This window comes from Tunturibacter empetritectus (assembly GCF_040358985.1).
Taxonomy (GTDB): domain Bacteria; phylum Acidobacteriota; class Terriglobia; order Terriglobales; family Acidobacteriaceae; genus Edaphobacter; species Edaphobacter empetritectus.
In genome coordinates this window covers 1,825,968-1,841,417 of record NZ_CP132932.1, presented here as the reverse complement: position 1 = coordinate 1,841,417, position 15,450 = coordinate 1,825,968, and the positions used below count along the sequence as shown (strand labels likewise).

The 15,450-nt window shown below is 59.2% G+C and carries 16 protein-coding genes; 5 read left to right on the top strand and 11 right to left on the bottom strand.

The features are described 5' to 3' along the window. Positions 1-125: 125 nt before the first annotated feature. The 7 genes from RBB75_RS07780 to RBB75_RS07750 form a co-directional block, all read right to left on the bottom strand. The gene (locus RBB75_RS07780) at positions 126-1,088 is read right to left on the bottom strand and encodes a ParA family protein (protein ID WP_179640297.1); all 963 of its coding nucleotides are present in this window, start codon (positions 1,086-1,088) and stop codon (positions 126-128) included. Positions 1,089-1,250: 162 nt separating this feature from the next. Continuing rightward, complete coding sequence (gene rsmG, locus RBB75_RS07775) at positions 1,251-1,853, bottom strand: 16S rRNA (guanine(527)-N(7))-methyltransferase RsmG (RefSeq protein WP_179640296.1); 603 nt, start codon at positions 1,851-1,853, stop codon at positions 1,251-1,253. A 67-nt stretch (positions 1,854-1,920) separates the two neighbouring features. Further along, positions 1,921-2,700, bottom strand: a complete 780-nt coding sequence (locus tag RBB75_RS07770) for a gamma-glutamyl-gamma-aminobutyrate hydrolase family protein (RefSeq protein WP_353070079.1) — start codon at positions 2,698-2,700, stop codon at positions 1,921-1,923. Positions 2,701-2,911: 211 nt separating this feature from the next. Beyond that, positions 2,912-3,808 (bottom strand): lysophospholipid acyltransferase family protein, encoded by an 897-nt coding sequence (locus RBB75_RS07765; RefSeq protein ID WP_179640294.1) that lies wholly within the window; start codon positions 3,806-3,808, stop codon positions 2,912-2,914. Continuing rightward, positions 3,805-5,286: a bifunctional folylpolyglutamate synthase/dihydrofolate synthase gene (locus RBB75_RS07760; protein WP_179640293.1), complete on the bottom strand. Its 1,482-nt coding sequence runs from the start codon at positions 5,284-5,286 to the stop codon at positions 3,805-3,807. The genes RBB75_RS07765 and RBB75_RS07760 overlap by 4 nt, the downstream gene beginning before the upstream one ends. Positions 5,287-5,737: 451 nt before the next feature. Next, positions 5,738-6,250 (bottom strand): TspO/MBR family protein, encoded by a 513-nt coding sequence (locus tag RBB75_RS07755; RefSeq protein WP_179640292.1) that lies wholly within the window; start codon positions 6,248-6,250, stop codon positions 5,738-5,740. Positions 6,251-6,465: 215 nt separating this feature from the next. Next, positions 6,466-6,795 carry a hypothetical protein gene (locus RBB75_RS07750; RefSeq protein ID WP_179640291.1) on the bottom strand — a complete coding sequence of 110 codons (330 nt, stop codon included), beginning with the start codon at positions 6,793-6,795 and terminating at the stop codon, positions 6,466-6,468. Positions 6,796-7,023: 228 nt separating this feature from the next. On the opposite strand from RBB75_RS07750, the gene thrS reads away from it, so the two are divergent. From thrS to RBB75_RS07725, 5 genes are all read left to right on the top strand, one after another. Further along, positions 7,024-9,042, top strand: a complete 2,019-nt coding sequence (thrS, locus tag RBB75_RS07745; protein ID WP_353070369.1) for a threonine--tRNA ligase — start codon at positions 7,024-7,026, stop codon at positions 9,040-9,042. Positions 9,043-9,248: 206 nt separating this feature from the next. Continuing rightward, entirely contained in the window at positions 9,249-9,602 is a 354-nt protein-coding gene (locus RBB75_RS07740) for a hypothetical protein (RefSeq protein ID WP_179640290.1), read from the top strand. Positions 9,603-9,753: 151 nt separating this feature from the next. Further along, positions 9,754-10,248: an SRPBCC family protein gene (locus tag RBB75_RS07735; RefSeq protein WP_179640289.1), complete on the top strand. Its 495-nt coding sequence runs from the start codon at positions 9,754-9,756 to the stop codon at positions 10,246-10,248. 98 nt (positions 10,249-10,346) lie between these two features. Beyond that, complete coding sequence (locus RBB75_RS07730; RefSeq protein ID WP_353070078.1) at positions 10,347-11,255, top strand: NADP-dependent oxidoreductase; 909 nt, start codon at positions 10,347-10,349, stop codon at positions 11,253-11,255. Between the two features lie 50 nt (positions 11,256-11,305). Continuing rightward, positions 11,306-11,869: an SRPBCC family protein gene (locus tag RBB75_RS07725; RefSeq protein ID WP_179640287.1), complete on the top strand. Its 564-nt coding sequence runs from the start codon at positions 11,306-11,308 to the stop codon at positions 11,867-11,869. 67 nt (positions 11,870-11,936) lie between these two features. Here the strand turns inward: RBB75_RS07725 and RBB75_RS07720 are convergent, their stop codons facing one another. The 4 genes from RBB75_RS07720 to rnpA all read right to left on the bottom strand — a co-directional run bounded on the left by RBB75_RS07720 (position 11,937) and on the right by rnpA (position 15,353). Beyond that, positions 11,937-12,593 (bottom strand): protein jag, encoded by a 657-nt coding sequence (locus tag RBB75_RS07720; protein ID WP_353070077.1) that lies wholly within the window; start codon positions 12,591-12,593, stop codon positions 11,937-11,939. Between the two features lie 66 nt (positions 12,594-12,659). Further along, the gene (gene yidC / locus RBB75_RS07715; RefSeq protein WP_353070076.1) at positions 12,660-14,465 is read right to left on the bottom strand and encodes a membrane protein insertase YidC; all 1,806 of its coding nucleotides are present in this window, start codon (positions 14,463-14,465) and stop codon (positions 12,660-12,662) included. A 62-nt stretch (positions 14,466-14,527) separates the two neighbouring features. Next, positions 14,528-14,860: a membrane protein insertion efficiency factor YidD gene (gene yidD / locus RBB75_RS07710; RefSeq protein ID WP_353070075.1), complete on the bottom strand. Its 333-nt coding sequence runs from the start codon at positions 14,858-14,860 to the stop codon at positions 14,528-14,530. Between the two features lie 4 nt (positions 14,861-14,864). After that, positions 14,865-15,353 (bottom strand): ribonuclease P protein component, encoded by a 489-nt coding sequence (rnpA, locus tag RBB75_RS07705; protein WP_353070074.1) that lies wholly within the window; start codon positions 15,351-15,353, stop codon positions 14,865-14,867. Positions 15,354-15,450 lie beyond the last annotated feature (97 nt).

Here is a 15,450-nt window from a genome sequence, read left to right as displayed (position 1 = left end):
GTGTGAAGTATTTGTCCTGCCGGACGGGCCCACTACGCGTGGTGCGGTCACTTCGTGACGTGTCTACCTTGTTTGAGTTGAACGGATTGTGTCTCCCCTCCCGTTGGTCGGGTGTAATTTCTTTGCTATTTGCTGGACTGCCAGAAGCGAGGCTTCTTTTCTGGCTTGTTGAATGACTTGAGCGAGCTTGCGGCTGCTGCGGCTGCTGCTTTGCGGCGCTTTTCTTCGGGGCTGTCCATCTTGTTGCGGGTCAGGAGTTCGAGGGCCAGCTCTCGGTAGGCCTCGGAGCCGCGGGATCTGGGGTCGTAGAGCGAGACGGGCTTGCCGTGGCTGGGAGCTTCAGCCAGGCGGATGTTGCGGGGGATTGTGGTCTTGAGGAGCTTGTCGGCGAAGAAGGCCTGCAGATTCTCCGAGACCTGCTGGGAGAGGTTGGTGCGGTCGTCGTACATGGTGAGCAGGACGCCCTCGAGCGCGAGGCCGGGGTTGAAGGCCTGGCCGACGCGGTCCAGGGTGCTCATCAGCTCCGAGATGCCTTCGAGGGCGAAGTACTCGGCCTGCATGGGGACGAGGAGGCTGTCGGCGGCAACAAGGGAGTTGAGGGTGAGGAGGTCGAGGGCCGGTGGGCAATCGAGGAGGATGAACGGGTAGTCGCCGCGGATGGGCTCGATGGCTTCTCGGAGCTTGTACTCGCGGCGGTCGAGGGTGATGAGCTCGAGCGTGGCACCGATGAGGTTCTTGCTGCTGGGAATGAGCTTGAGGGTGTCGATCTCGGTGGAGAGGAGGGCTTCAGCGATGGTGGTTTGGCCGACGAGGATGTCGTAGATGCTGAGGCGGGCTTCTTCGCCGTCCCTGGCGCGGGCAAAACCGAGGCCGCCGGTGGAGTTGGCCTGGGGGTCGCAGTCAATAAGAAGGGTATTGAGGCCTTCGAGGGCCAGGGCTGCCGCGAGGTTGATGGCAGTGGTGGTCTTGCCGACTCCGCCCTTTTGATTGACGACCGCGATGACCTTGGACGGCTTGGGAGAAGATTTTTGGTCTGCGGGCTTTTGGGTGGTGTCTTCAGGTTTGGGAGTGAGTTGTTCAGTGGTCATTGCGGTAAAGGAAGGGTATCCGGCGGAAGGCGGCGTGGCAATGGGTGGGTGGTGTGCAGAACAGGCGAAGGCTGTGGAGAACTTGTGGGATACGTGATTTAGGGCCTGGATTGTGGGGTTTCCGAAGAAAAGATGTGGAAATCTTTGTTCCACGTGGAACAGTTAATTGCGGATTGCCCGGATCAGAATGCTTGATTCGGTAGTTGGGATCAGAATGGAAGCCTGGAGGGTGAAGCCAGGGGGAGCGGGTGGGGTGGCTCCCGCCATGATGAGAAGATCGTTGGTAGAGCGGGGCGCCGCGGCGATAAGGGCAGAGGACATATTGTCCACAGCGCGAAGGGTTACCGTGTGGAATTGACGGCCTTCGGGCATGGTTTCGACGCGGACAGGCCAGACTTCGACCGGAATGGCGAGCATCCGCCCGACTTCCCGGAGGAAGGTGGCCTTTTTATTCTGCGATTCAGCCAAGGTTACGGCAATCTCGGGGTGGAGGATAGCGATGGGCAGACCAGGAAAGCCTGCCCCGGAGCCGAAGTCGAGGAGGGTTTTAGTCTCCGAGGCTAGATGTCTCCCTGCGAAGAGACTTTCCCCGAAGTGCCGACAAACGATCTCCTTCGGATCGCGGATCGCGGTGAGGTTGGTTCGGGCGTTCCATTTGAGTAGTAGTTCGAGGTAGACGGCGAGCCTGGAGAGAACGAGAGGAGCGGCGTCTGGGAGATAAGGGGTGAGGAGCGAGGCAATCTCCGCTTCAGAGAGGGTTGGCATGGAGTTTCAGTATCTCAAGGTTGGAAAGCATGAAGGTGTTCCACGTGGAACATTCTGACAGGAGCGGTCAGGCTACGGAGGTGTGGACTGGGCGCGGCGTCCAATTGGCGGCTTGCGCCACAAAGCGGTCGAAGAGCGCGCGGGAGCTGGGGCTTAGGTCGTAGCTGCGCTCGGGATGCCACTGCACCCCCAGAACGAAGTGTGAGGTGGCCCCTTCGCTGGCCTGACCGCCCTCTACGGCTTCAATGACTCCGTCCTGCGGGCAGCGGGCAGCGACGCGGAGGCCATCTCCCGGGATGCCAATAGCCTGATGGTGACTGGAGTTGATGGGGAGGCGGAGGAACTCCTCCTGTACGGGGGCTTCTGCGGGGTCCAGGAACGATCCCAGGTGGGAATTGGGTGCGATTGCGGCGGTGTGGGCTATTGCTACGCTTCTGCCAGCGGTGTGGTTGACGGGAAGAATCGCGAGGTCCTGCACCAAGGTGCCACCGCGCCAAACGTTGAGGAACTGCAGGCCGAAGCAGATAGCGAAGACTGGTTTGTAGAGGTTGTGAGCGTCCTGGATGAGGAGCTCGTCGACGTTCTCCCGGGCGTGGTCGGCTGGGGAGCACTCGGGGATGGGGTCCTGGCCGTACTTCTGCGGGTTGACGTCGGCGGGACTGCCGGGGAGCAGGACCGCCTGGCAGGTGTTGATGAGGTTGGCGATCTCGGCAGGAGTGGCGGTGAGGGGTATCTCGACGGGAGTTCCACCGCTGCTTTCGACCGCTGCTGCATACTGGGGCCAGGAGCGCTGGTTATAGGCGAGGTCTGTGCTGGTGGGGACGGGAATGGCGATGCGGGGCTTCATGGCTGATTAATCATACGGCCTGTTGCTGTGTCCTGCGGACGGGCGCCCTGCGCGGGCGGCGGTCACTTCGTGACGCGTGTACCGGTCGTGGTAGAACGAACGCTAAAGGTCCTCCCATTGGTCGGAAAGAAAAATGGCTCGCGACCAACGGGAGCGCCAACCGAAGGGGTATACAAGTCACGAAGTGACCGCCGCCCGCGCAGGGCGCACTTTAGTTGCTGGCGGAGTACTGAGCGTAGGTCTCGGAGATGGATGCGTAGAGCCGCCGAGTAAGCGCGTCGGCATCGCGAGAGTTCAGGCCGGTCGTAGGGATCGGGTCCCCTACCACGATGAAGATGGGCCGGGGGTGCAGCGCGTAGACGTGGATCGGGAGAAGCTCGTAGGTTCCAATCAGCGTAAGGGGGACCAGGGGGACCTGCGCCTTGATCGCCATGTAGGCACAGCCGGACATCATCGTCTGGAGCTGGCCGGTGGCTGCGCGGCCACCCTCGGGAAAGAGGACGAGCGGCAAGCCTTGCTTCAGGGTGGCGACACCACGGTTGAGGCTGGCGACCAGCGAGCGGGGACTGTTCGAGTCGACAGAGACCTGACCCGAGCGGTTGAGGTACCAGCCAATAAACGGGATCTTCCAAAGAGACTGCTTCGCTAGGATGCGGAACTGAAAGGGAAGCTTCGCGAAGAGGACGGGCGTGTCCATGTAGCTGAGGTGGTTGGAGGCGTAGACGGCGGTCTCCTGCTCGTGAAGCTTCTCGCGGCCAATGATCTTGACCGGAGAGAGGCTAAAGAGGAGCATGGTGCGTGCCCACACGTGAGCAATGGCGTGCTGCTGGCGACCGGACTTGTCCCACAGGCCGGCGAGGAGAGAGAAGCAACCAAAGAAAGCGGTAGCCAGGCCTACGAGGGGGATCAGAAGAAGATAGGACAGCCAGCGCAGGGCGAAGGGCGGCTGCTTCGAGATAAAAGGAGAGGCGGGAAGGTCCGGCTCCTCCACAGAGAGGATGGGCTGGGCCGACGGCTTGGGCTCGGCGGATTCTGCGACGTTGCTGCTCCCGCCTTTGCCTTCCACACTCTTATGCGCCACGTTGTCCGCAAAAGGAGAGTCGTTCATAGCTCTCCGGCTAGACGGCGGATCTCGCCCACTAAATAGACGGAGCCGGTGGCGATAATGAGACCTTCTGGCGGCGTCACAGCACGGGCCTGGGCGAAAGCGGCGGCCAGGTGAGGGGCGGCGTGGGCGGGAATATCGAGAGCGTGAGCGGCCGCCAGGAGATCTTCGATGTGGGCCGCTCGCGGATTGTCGATAGGGGCGAAGACGATATGGTCCCTGCGGCGTTCCGGATCCGTCGAGGAGGCGTCGAAGAGCGGAAAGAGGATCTGGCCCATCTCTTTGAGATCTTTATCGCGAAGGCAGCTGAAGAGGAGAGTACGAGGCCGCGTGTCGGGGAGCTGAGCGATGGCGGCCCGTAGGGTCCAGGCCCCGGCCGGGTTGTGCGCTACGTCCAATAGGAGCTGCGGGCCTTCGGGGAAGGTAAAGAGTTCGAGGCGTCCGGGCCATTGCGTATTGCGGATTCCAGCTTCAATCTGCGCGTTGGTTATATTGTAACCGATTTGGTTACTTTCTGGGGTAATTTTTGCTAGTTTGTAACCTTTAGAGTTACGTAACTCCGCCGCAGCAGCGATTGCCAGGGCAATATTGCGCTGCTGATGGTGCCCGGGCAGTGGCGAATTGACTTCGAGGGTTTCACCGTCGAGGGTGACGATGTAGCGATTTGCAGGGAGCGACCGTGCTTCCTGGCCAGCGGTGTCGGCGGGATGTTGTGGAACACCCGCAGTATGGCCGGGCACGTTTGTGGGGATGTAGCCGGCAGCGTTGATGGCGCGGAGATTCAGTGTGGCCGCAGCCTCGCCGATCGCCTGGTTGGCTTCGGGGTGCTGGGGCAACGTGATGAGCGTGCCGTTGGGGCGCAGGATGCCGGCTTTTTCGCGAGTGATCTCGGCAATGGTGTTGCCCAGGTAATCCTGATGGTCGAGCGCGATGTCAGTGAGGATGGAGAGGAGCGGTTCGACGATGTTGGTGGCGTCGAGACGGCCACCGAGACCAACCTCAAGGATGACGATGTCTACCGGGGTCTTCTCTGACTGGGTTTCGCTCTCTCCGGCGAAGTAGAGAAAGCCTACCGCGGTGAGAACCTCAAAGAAGCTGGGCGGATAGGGCAGATCGCCAGACTCGACGAGATGGCGGGCAGTCTCGTCGACTTGAAAGTAGAGGCGAGCGAAGTCCTCGTCAGGAATCTGTTGCCCGTCGATCTGGATTCGCTCGTTGACGCGGACCAGGTGGGGCGAGGTGTAGAGGCCGGTACGGTAGCCCGCAGCAGTGAGGATGCTACTGAGCGTGGCGGCAGTGGACCCTTTGCCGTTGGTTCCGGCGATCAAAACCGAGGGGAATGCGGTCTGCGGGTCGCCCAGGGCAGCGGCCAAAACCCGCATATGAGCAAGGTCGAACTTCCGGCGAGGTGTACTGGGCGTTGAGGGGGCAAGTTCCTGGCCCAGGGCGTAAAGATGGTCGACCGCTGCCGTGTAGGACATGGGTTTATTTTAGGCGATGGCGCGAGTTTGAATACGCAGTTGGGCTGGCTGACCGGGCGAAACGATGCCAATTCCACTCACGTGCCCGCTGTAACACCAAGGTGGGATATCGAGGGTGGTTCGGCGGGTCGATATTGGGGTATCAACAGTTGCAACATGCAATGTTTTGCAAACCAATCTGCCCGTTCGAAACCTGGAGGGTTCTCAAGACCCAAGGGGATAAAAGGAGAAGTTTATGCGCTTAGCACTTGGTATCGCTTTTGGAATGATCGCTGTAGCACCGTTTTTTGGCCGTTGGAGAGCGAATGTCTGGTTGCAGAAGCATGCTCCGGCGGAACGCACGATGGAGAGCATAGCCGAAATTGCTTAACTAAACAGTTAACAGCCGTCTCAACACAAACAGGACCGTTGCCCACAGGGGTGCGGTCCTTATTTCTGTGGCTTTTGGAGCTCAATTCAGGCGGTAGATCTCGTAGTTGAGGGCAGTCGCGAAGGTCACCCAAACGAGATAGGGGAGCATAAGGCCTCCGGCGAGGCGGTCAACCTTCCAGAAGCGGAGAGCGGTGAGCAGAATCAAGCCCCAGAGACAAAGGATGACCACAAGCGCGGGCAAAAGCTGGTGAAAGCGGAAGAACACAGGTGTCCAGAGAAAATTGAGCAGCAGCTGAAGGGCAAACAGTATCAGCCCGGAGCGACGGGAGGTGGAGTTGCTTCCAGAGGTGGGTGTTCGCCAGACCAGCCAGGCCGCAACGGCCATCAGTCCATAGAGCACCGTCCAGACTGGAGCAAAGATCCAATTGGGTGGACTGAAATTCGGTTTGGAGAGAGTGGCGTACCAGGCAGGAACTTCGTGGGCGGTCACCAGGGCTCCCAGCGCGGCCACGGCATAGCATACGAAGAGCAGGCCGAGGAGCACGCTAATCGAGTCTGCGCGAGATGTCTGTCTAGGGGTAGATGCGATCATCGCTCGCCATCTTACTTGAACATAGTGGCGAAGAGTTGCGCTGGCCTGATCTTCAACTATTTATCTTGAGGCCGCGGAATCTACCTGTGGATGAGGCGCAGACGAGCCTTGGCCTTGCCGAAGAGCGATATGGGGAAGATGAGGCGGACGCAGGAGCGTGGCAATTTACGAGGAACAACGAGCTCGTTGGAGGATGGTTCCAATGAGGCGGGGAACTACCTCTCCCGATTCGCCCGCCTGGAGATCATGACCACTTTGGAGATATCGCTGGGGATGCGGGCCGGCCCTGCCAACATCGCAGTCCGGGTGAAGCGCGGCGAACCGCTCCAGCCAGGGAGCCGGAACAGGTCGAAAGGATGGGCTGCGGCAGTCTTGTCCCCACCCTGTTCTGGAGAGTGATGGTCGCGGAGCTCGCCGAGAACGATGGAGCGTGTGGTGGTGCGTTCGGAAGGGGAGCTCGACTCCCAGTAGAGCCGGAAGCCCTGACCGCAAACCGAACAGTGAATGTCCTGCCGGAACTCAGACCTTCTAAGTAAAACCTGCATGTTTGTTGTCGTCCTGTGGGCAGTTCACCCGAATCTCTGGACACTTCGAACATTCTTACCGTAGCCGGGCCATTGGAGCACGGCTATACCACGCTGGTGTAAGCGTTATGAGCCAGTAGTAACGTCGTAGTTATCCACCTCCCAGCGACTGTCTTCCGACCGGCTCCGCAGTCCCCGCCTCGACGCGCTTTGCGGCAACCATCTATTCTTGAAGATGTGAACGAGCAGATGATCAGGATTCAGCTTCCAGACGGTTCAGTGCGCGAGGTTTCGCGTGGTACGACAGCGTATGACGTGGCGATGAGCATCTCGCCGCGGCTGGCTGCAGCGGTGGTGGTGGCGCGGATTCGTCCGCTGACGCCGGTAACTACGGGAGCCGCGGAGGAGGATGAGACCTCAGAGGCAGCGATGTATGGCGGTGCCGAGAGCGGCGAGCGCCTGGTTGACCTCGCCGCCCCGCTCACAGAAGATGTTGCTCTGGAGCTGCTGAAGGAGAACGACGAGGCCGCACTCAAGGTGGTGCGTCACTCCGCCGCCCACGTCATGGCGACGGCGATCCTCGAACTCTTCCCCGAGACCAAGCTCGGGCATGGACCCGCGACCGACTCCGGCTTCTTCTATGACGTCTACCGGGAGACGCCGTTCAGCGATGAGGACCTCGCCGCGATCGAAACCCGCATGGCCGAGGTGGTCGCGCGAGATGAGAAGTTCCTGCGTGAAGAAGAGTCGCGCGAGATGGGATTGAAGGACTACGCCGAGCAGGGCGAGTTCATGAAGGTTCACTTCATCGAAAAATTTACGCAGCCGGGCGACGAGATCTCGCTCTATCGCAACGGCAAATTTGTCGACTTCTGCCGCGGCCCGCACGTTCCCTCCACCGGGCGCGTTAAGGCGTTCAAGGTGACCTCGGTCGCCGGAGCTTACTGGCTGGGCGATGAGAAGAATCAGCAGCTGCAGCGCATCTACGGCACTGCGTTCTTCAACACGAAGGATCTCGACGCGCACTTCAAGCGGCTGGAGGAGATCAAAGCTCGCGATCACCGCGTGCTGGGCAAACAGCTCGACCTGTTCTCCATCCAGGAGGTCGCAGGATCGGGGTTGATCTTCTGGCATGCGAAGGGCGGACTGATTCGCAAAACCATGGAAGACTGGATGCGCGAAGAATGTATCCGCCGCGGTTACGATATGGTCTACACGCCCCACATCATGCGGCGCGAGCTCTGGAAGATCTCCGGCCACGAGGGTTTTTACTCGCAGAATATGTATCCGCCGATGGAGCTTGACGACGCGGAGTACCGGTTGAAGCCGATGAACTGCCCCGGCCACATTCTGATCTACAAGAACTCGCCTAAAAGTTATCGCGATCTGCCCGTGCGCTACGCGGAGCTCGGCAACGTCTACCGTTACGAGCGATCGGGCACCATGCATGGACTGCTGCGCGTGCGCGGCTTCACGCAGGATGATGCGCACATCTTCTGTATGCCGGAGCAGGTTGTCAGCGAGATCGAAGGCTGTCTCGACTTCGCCGAAGCTGTGCTGAAGACTTTTGGGTTTAACGAGTACCGAGTCGAGCTCTCGCTGCACGATCCAAAGAAATCAGGAGAGTTCGTCGGCAACCCGAGCGACTGGGAGAAGGCCGAGTCCGCCCTTAAGAATGTACTCACCAAACGCGGCGTAGCGTTTAAGGCCATTCCCGGAGAGGGCGCGTTCTACGGCCCGAAGATCGATATCAAGCTCGTGGACGTTCTGGGACGGCTCTGGCAGTTGTCGACAGTGCAGTTCGACTTCAACCTTCCCGCCCGTTTCGAGCTCGAGTACAAGGGCGAAGACGGTGAGCTGCATCAGCCCGTGATGGTGCATCGTGCACTCTTCGGTTCTGTAGAGCGCTTCTTCGGTGTGCTGATCGAGCACTACGCTGGCGCCTTTCCAATGTGGCTCGCGCCGGTGCAGGTCGGCATCGTACCCATCTCCGAGAAACACGTGGACTACGCCGTCGCCGTCAAGGCAAAGCTCGAGGCAGCCGGCCTGCGCGTCGAACTCGACCAGCGTAACGAAAAGATGAACGCGAAGATCCGCGAGTTCACCCTCCAGAAGGTGCCGTTTGTCCTGGTGATGGGCGACAAGGAAGCAGCCACCGAAGCCGTCAGTGTAAGGACACGCGGAAAGGGCGATGAGGGCAGCGTCGCGCTCGCCGACTTTATCGAACGAGCCAAAGAGTTAGTCGCTTCCAAAACGGTTACGCTGTAAGAAACTGTCCTGCTGGACGGGCCTCCTGCGCGGAGCGCTGTCACTTCGTGACATGCATACCCCTTCGGTTGGCGCTCCCGTTGGTCGCGAGAGAGAATGATTCCGACCAACGGGAGGACCACGCGAAGCTTTAAAAAGGCGTGTGAACGCCCGCCCCACGCGCAGTGGGGCCGTCCGGCAGGACAGTTTCTAAGGAGGAGATGGAGATGGCATCGCTCTCCGATCAGGACCGCGCAGCGGCGATTGCGATTCTCGAGCAGCTACGCGAGCGGATCGTCGCCGTCGCCGGGGAGGATCGCGAACGGCTCTTCCAGATGCGGCGATACATCCTCAAGCGGTTGGAGTTTGACGAGCGTGGAACACCGACGCAGCGTCGCAGGTTGAAAGAGGCGAAGCGAAAGAGTCAGCTTGGCCTCTGCGCCCTCTGCCACACAGCGCTCCCCAACCGCGGCGCAGAACTTGACCGCTTTCGTGCCATCGATGGGTATACTGCAAGAAACACTCAGCTGGTTTGCCATAGTTGCCATCAGAAAGCCGAAGCAGAACGCGGATTCGCATGATGATGAGAACTTGTTCCTGAGAACTCCATCGCAGTTGATCAAACGACAAGGCATCCACAGAACGAGAGTACGGTTGGCTGCGGATCTGTTGACTGACAAAGGTTTAGATTGAGTCTGCAAGCGGAACAGAAGTACAATCAACAGGGGACCGATGTTTACGATTAGCGACAGTGTTCATATCAATGCTCCGATCGAGAGATGTTTTCTGCTTTCGACCAACATTGAGTTGGTGTCAAAGACGCTGGGAATGAAGCCGATCGAAGGAAAGACCCAGGGAATGATTGGTCCTGGAGACAAACTTCTGTGGGCAGGTTGGAAGTTCGGCTTTCCCCAGATGCACGAGACCCTCATCACCCGGTACGAACAGCCCGTCTTCTTTCAGGACACCATGGGACGTGGCCGCTTCAAACGATTCCAGCACGACCATCACCTCTTCTACATCGATGGACGGACCGTGCTGAACGACAAGATCCGCTTCACTCTCCCGCTCTCCTGGGTAGGACGATTGGTGGCCCGCGCGATCCTTGTGCCTTACATCTCCCGCGTTCTACGCCGCAGGATGAAGCTGCTGAAAAAGATCGCCGAGAGCCAGGAGTGGCGAAAGTATCTACCGGAAGAGATCGAACGCACTAGTGCCGCGTCCTAACCTGCGTCCTTAGGCGCAACAAACCTAAGCTGCATCGGGTTAACCTCCTCAGGAACAGGTATGCCGATATGTGCATCACACTGTTTTGAGGTGTTTCAATGAGGGCTGTCGTCCTGCATGAGTATGGTGGACCGGATAAGTTGAAATATGAGGTAGTTCCCGATCCGGTCGCCGGCAAAGGTGAGGTTTTAGTTCGGCTCGCAGCGACCAGCGTCAATCCAATTGATTACAAGATGAGAAGCGGAGAGGCGAAGGAGCATTTTCCGCTCGAACTTCCCGCCATCATCGGGAGAGATCTGTCGGGGATCGTTCGTGAGACAGGCGAAGGAGTAAGCGGTTTTGCGGCGGGCGATAAGGTGATGGCGTTTGCGACAAAAACATACGCCGAGCTCGTCGTAGTAAAGGCGACTGACCTTGCACTCGTTCCAGAGAAGCTTGATCTTGTGCACGCTGCGGCTTTGCCTCTGGTGACCCTCACCGGAGAGCAACTGATCACACGAGGGACCAAGATCCACTCCGGGCAGACAGTGCTGGTCGCGGGTGCAGTGGGTAGTGTCGGCCGATCTGCGGTGTGGGCCGCAAAGAAGGCCGGGGCAGTTGTGTTCGCAGGCGTAAGGAAGTCCCAACTGAAAGAGGCGGAGACCCTGAAAGCTGACCACGTGATCGCGCTTGACGACCCGGCAGCGATGAAGAAGCTCGGATTCATCGACGCGTTTGCGGACATCGTTGGAGGGGAGACAGCCAACCAGCTCTTGGCAAAAGTAAAGCAGGGAGGGGTCTTCGCCTCGGTACTCGGGCCTCCCTCGGACGCAAAGCTGCATCCCACCGTCAAGGTGGAGATAATTCGTTCCGAGCCAGACCCTAAAGTACTGATAACAATGGCCGAAGAGTTGGTTGCGGGGCGGTTTGCCGTTCCGATCGACAGGATGGTACCGCTCTCCGAGGCCGGCGACGCGCAGGCAGCATCAGCAAAAGGTGGAATAGGAAAGATACTATTACTGGCGTAATCTGTTCCTGTTACGCTAAGTACTCAAGAGTAAACGGTGACCGGGGCCCCATGGATACGATTCAACTAGAAACCTGGATTGACGCACCTGTAGAACGATGCTTTCTGCTTTGCCTCAGTGTTGATCTTCATCTTGCTTCGGCGCATTCGTCCCAGGAGCAAGCGGTAGAGGGGATCACGACCGGCCTGATCAGCGAGGGCGAGACGGTGACCTTTTGCGGCCGTCATCTCGGAGTGAAGCTGCGGCACAAGAGCCGTATCGACGTGCTGCGCCCCTACTCGTACTTTCGCGATGTCATGGTCTCGGGAGTCTTCTCGCACTTCGAGCATGAACACCACTTCGCGGCGATGGATGATGGCACTCGGCTGCGCGACGAGATTCGATTCACTGCTCCCTGGGGCGCGCTGGGACGGCTCGCGACGAAGATGGTGGTAAAGCGTCATCTTGTCGCGTTTCTGGCGAAGCGGAATGTGATCATCAAGCAGGTGGCAGAGTCCAACGACTGGCACCGCTATCTGGATGGTCAATCGGTGACCATCTCGATAGCTCCCGAAGGAATCTCGGCGAAGAAGAGATGGGAAGCAACCACTCTCCTGGCTCGCACGCAGAGTTAGCCGCATGCAGGATTAGCCGCTCCATCACTCGCACTCCAATAATCCAGAATGCTCTACTACGAACACATCAGCGCCGGCGGAAGCTGTTGCGAATAGCGCGCGTTCGATCGGCGGTCGGCACCGGTTGCGCCGCTGCCGGGCCCTCAGGATAGAGAACCACAAAACGCCTGGGGCCTTCGCCCGAAGAGGCCGTCGGCAGGCCGGACTTTGCCAGGGCAAGGTGAAGCAGGCGGCGCTCGCGCGAGGTCATAGGAGGAAAAGAGTACGGCCTGCCCGTGTCGCGAACCTGTTCGATGGCCGTCTCGGCAGAGTGCTGAAGCTCTCGGTCGCGATTTGCTTTGAAGCCTTCGGCATCGAAGAAGATCAGATCGTGCTCTTCAGGTTCCAACCGGAGGATTTTGGCGGCAAGATGCTCGATGGCGTGAAGGAGTTCGCCATTGCGGGCAAGGAGAAGGGGAGTATCTGTGCCGGTAAACTCGACGCAGATCACAGGCGACGAGTCGGGGGTAGAGGCGCCGTTTAAGCCAGGGGAGTTCACGTCGGCAGAAGCGTCAGCGTTGGGTTGCACGTGGCCGTTGCAGGCAAGAATGTGAGATTGCAAGTCGAGACTTCCAGTCTCTTTCAAAACTTCCAGGAAGTCCGCGATCTTCTTCACTGCACGGCCCTGATCCATCAGGGGGTTCGTCATCTCTATAAGACCAATTTCGAGGGCGTGAAGTTTCATCCCTTTTTATATGATTTTCTCAAACTAGTATACGGCTCGAATCGCTCCCAGCTCGGCAACGTTGCTCTATCGTTTTCCCGAGATGGTCGTAGGCGCTCCTGCCTTGCGGCGAGCCCGTTTGGCTGCGATCTCCCGCATCTCGCGCCCAAGGCTGGTGCGGTTCATCACCGACTGCTGCACGATGCTGATCAGGTTGCCGATGGTCCAGTAGAGAGCCAGGCCCGAGGCATAGTTCCAGGTCATATAACCGGAGACCGCCGGCATCATGAACGCCATCATCTTCTGCTGCTGGGGATCGACCCCGGGAGACGGCGTATAAAACTGCACCAGGAACTGGCTCACGATCATCACGATCGGCAGAATGTGATACGGGTCGGCGCTCGAGAGATCCGGCAGCCAGAACCAGTGCGCCTGGCGTAGCTCAACCACCTTGGGCAGCATGCTGAAGAATGCGAACAGCAGAGGCATCTGGATCAGCGTAGGAATGCAGCCGCCAAACATGTTGACGCCGTTATCCTTCTGCAGCTTCATGATCTCGACGTTCATCTCGTTGCGCTTCGGATCGGTCGCCTTGTACTTCTTGTAGCGCTCCTTGATGGCATCCATCTGCGGTTGAATGCGCTGCATCTTCAGCCCGCTCTGCATTGTCTTCACGCGCAGCGGAAGAATCAGCAGATTGATCAGCACCGTCAGAAGAACAATCGCCCAGCCCCAGTTTGACGTAATGTGAGCGTGGATAAACTGCAGCGAGAGGAACAGATACTTCCCTATCGGCCCGAAGAACCCAAAGTCCAGCAGCGGCTCAAGCGAAATCGTATCGCCGGTAGCATGAATGCCGCGCAGAATATTCACCGCCTTGGGGCCAACATAAACGCGGGTCTGCGTGTGGCCGCTGGTATCGCCCAGTGCCGCGCCCAGAACCGGCACCTCAATCGCTCCCTTCGCAGGCGCGCCAGCCCCAAGACCAGTGCGCCGGATCGTCTTCGCCACATCCAGCTGGTTATGCAGCATCGCCACCGTCGCGGTGTCCGGCGAATCCGGCAGGAAGATCGCAGCAAAGTAAGTATCGCTGGTGCCCGCCCAGTCAAGCGGCCCATTCAGCGTGTCGCCCCCCGAGACCTTCTTCGGCGCCAGGTGTTGCTCCTTGGCATGTTGTGCGTAATCCAGCTGCGCACCCGCATACGCCGATGCATTATCCTGATCCCCAAAGCCCCCCGGCCAATTCAGCAGTGCGCGAACCGGAACGCCACCCCGCGTCACCTCGACATCAGCGTGCAGAACATACGTCTCGTCGAAGGAGAACGTCTTACGCACCGTCGTTGCGCCATCGGAATATTTAAACGTCAGGCTCGCCGGAGCAGCGAGCGGCCCCGTAGCCGACGGCACATACAGCGCTTTGCTTAGATTCGCCGTCAACGCCGCATCGTAGGTATACAGCGACAGCGGATAGCCGAACTGCTGCGCTGCCTGCGTATGAACCAGGTTCAGCGGCTTGCCGTCCGAGTCTTTGTACTTCTTCAGAATCCAGCTCGAAACCTGTCCGCCGCGATTGGTGAACGTAATGCTGTAGAGTTCATTCTCGACCGTCGTAGTCGCCTCAGCAGGAGCCTGCACCGTAGCCACCGAGCCCGTAGGAGCAGCCGCAGCCGAAGGTGTACTCGTCGCAACCACCGTAGCCGGAGCCTGCCCTGGCGTCTGAGCGCCGGCAATCGCTGCAGCGCTCTGCCCAGCGTTAGGCGAACTCGTCTGCGGGTTATTCTTCGCGCGAAAGTACTGCAGGCCAAAGAAGACGGTGACCAGAACGGCCATCATGACCAGGAGCGATTTATTGTCGCCGCCGCCCTGTTGATTTGGGTTTTTAAACTCTGCCAAAAGAGACTTCCTATTCTTTGCTGAACGTAAGGCCGCCTCCGCAGACTGCGGAGACGCTACCGTTATGATAAATGGTCTGTGGAAATAGGGGCGGCCATGGTATCGGAGCTTCGCAGCGGAACCGGATCCAGCCCGCCCTTCGCAAACGGATGGCACCTCCCCACGCGACGCAGCGCCAGCCACGTTCCCTTCACCACACCGAAGCGAACCAGCGCCACATACGCATACTCCGAGCACGTCGGAAGGTAGAGACACTGGCTGGGGCTGAAGGCATGCAGCACCGGCGACACGATGCCCTTGTAAATCCCATAGGCCACGCGAACACCCACACCGGGCTCCATAGCACTGGACTCCCTCTGAGCAGCTTTCGCGAGACCACGTTCAGAGTTATTCATAGAACTATCGCGATGCAGCTGAGATCCGCTTGTCGGAGCGATCCTCACGCTGACGGCCGGGCTGACCTGCAGGCTCACTTGCAGGTCTCCGATCGGCCATCTTCTGAATCATCCGAAACACCGTCGCAACTTCGCGCTCCAGCGCCGGAAAGTCGAGATCGATCACACTGCGGCGCGGATGCAGAATCACATCCACCGGCGTGTTGAGCGTCGCAAGATTTCTCCGGACCGCCTCACGCATGCGCCGCTTGATGCGGTTGCGGTCAACCGCCTTCCCCATCACCTTCCCCACCGTCAAACCCACCCTCGGGCTTGACGCATCCGCATCCCGCAGCGGAGTTCCGTCAGACCCCAGCTGCGGCCGAAGCGCAAAGAAGTAGCTCATCTGCTTCGCAAACTGTTTGCGGCTGGCCTTATACACGCGCTGATAGTCAGCATGTTTGCGCAGGCGAAAGATCGAATTTGGCTTCGCATCCATTGGCGTACGAGGCAAGCCCGGCTTGCCACTCTTTCCATGGTACAGGCTTCCCTGATCGCTTCACGCAAAGTCGCATCACGCACGTAAAGAAGCCCGCCTTCGAGGCGGGCTT

Excerpts from the sequence above, each read along its gene's own strand:
- RBB75_RS07780 (WP_179640297.1), bottom strand. The coding sequence starts at position 1,088 with ATGACCACTGAACAACTCACTCCCAAACCTGAAGACACCACCCAAAAG.
- rsmG (WP_179640296.1), bottom strand. The coding sequence starts at position 1,853 with ATGCCAACCCTCTCTGAAGCGGAGATTGCCTCGCTCCTCACCCCTTAT.
- RBB75_RS07770 (WP_353070079.1), bottom strand. The coding sequence starts at position 2,700 with ATGAAGCCCCGCATCGCCATTCCCGTCCCCACCAGCACAGACCTCGCC.
- RBB75_RS07765 (WP_179640294.1), bottom strand. The coding sequence starts at position 3,808 with ATGAACGACTCTCCTTTTGCGGACAACGTGGCGCATAAGAGTGTGGAA.
- RBB75_RS07760 (WP_179640293.1), bottom strand. The coding sequence starts at position 5,286 with ATGTCCTACACGGCAGCGGTCGACCATCTTTACGCCCTGGGCCAGGAA.
- RBB75_RS07755 (WP_179640292.1), bottom strand. The coding sequence starts at position 6,250 with ATGATCGCATCTACCCCTAGACAGACATCTCGCGCAGACTCGATTAGC.
- RBB75_RS07750 (WP_179640291.1), bottom strand. The coding sequence starts at position 6,795 with ATGCAGGTTTTACTTAGAAGGTCTGAGTTCCGGCAGGACATTCACTGT.
- thrS (WP_353070369.1), top strand. The coding sequence starts at position 7,024 with ATGATCAGGATTCAGCTTCCAGACGGTTCAGTGCGCGAGGTTTCGCGT.
- RBB75_RS07740 (WP_179640290.1), top strand. The coding sequence starts at position 9,249 with ATGGCATCGCTCTCCGATCAGGACCGCGCAGCGGCGATTGCGATTCTC.
- RBB75_RS07735 (WP_179640289.1), top strand. The coding sequence starts at position 9,754 with ATGTTTACGATTAGCGACAGTGTTCATATCAATGCTCCGATCGAGAGA.
- RBB75_RS07730 (WP_353070078.1), top strand. The coding sequence starts at position 10,347 with ATGAGGGCTGTCGTCCTGCATGAGTATGGTGGACCGGATAAGTTGAAA.
- RBB75_RS07725 (WP_179640287.1), top strand. The coding sequence starts at position 11,306 with ATGGATACGATTCAACTAGAAACCTGGATTGACGCACCTGTAGAACGA.
- RBB75_RS07720 (WP_353070077.1), bottom strand. The coding sequence starts at position 12,593 with ATGAAACTTCACGCCCTCGAAATTGGTCTTATAGAGATGACGAACCCC.
- yidD (WP_353070075.1), bottom strand. The coding sequence starts at position 14,860 with ATGAATAACTCTGAACGTGGTCTCGCGAAAGCTGCTCAGAGGGAGTCC.